This window comes from Paenibacillus sp. KS1, assembly GCF_001680695.1.
Taxonomy (GTDB): Bacteria; Bacillota; Bacilli; order Paenibacillales; family Paenibacillaceae; genus Paenibacillus_B; species Paenibacillus_B suaedae.
Window position 1 is genome coordinate 1 of sequence record NZ_MAIS01000294.1, and the last position, 569, is coordinate 569.

Consider the following 569-nt stretch of genomic DNA (forward strand, 5'->3'; position numbering starts at 1 on the left):
TATCATAGGTATAGCTGTAGTTTCCAAACAACGCATCTCCTTGCTTCTGCTGGATGCCCGTCCTGTTCATTCCATCATAGGAATAGACTTCATTCAGTCCGCTCGAAGACTTCAAATCAGCAATCCGATAGGAGTCATCATACGAATAGTCGAATCGAGCCAGCTCTCCTCCGGTGCCATCCATTACTCTCATGCTCCTTGGCACTGAAATCGAGAAAAGTCGCTCCGTCTGACTTGCTAGGCGGTAGGCGCCCGACGCTATAGCTTGCTCTTCGCGCAATCCCCGCTTCTCATAATTGAATGACAACACCGTCTTGTCCGGATACGTAATGGATTCGAGTTCGCCCGACGGGTAATACGCATAGCTTGTTGTCCCTGTCTGATCCGTCATTGCCGTCCGCTTGCCCATCGCGTCGTAGCTGTACGTAATCCGCTCGTCCGGAGCAGCGACGGCCGTCAGGAAATTCCGGTTGTTGTATTCGTATTGTTGAACCTGTCCTTTCCGGTCGATGCTTTTGATCACATTGCCGTTACCGTCATAATAGAAGCGTTTGCTTTGCTTGTTCGGA

The 569-nt window shown here is 50.4% G+C and carries 1 pseudogene; it reads right to left on the reverse strand.

The window, feature by feature from the left end:
- Positions 1-569: pseudogene (locus BBG47_RS28375) on the reverse strand (polymorphic toxin-type HINT domain-containing protein); the annotation flags it as partial.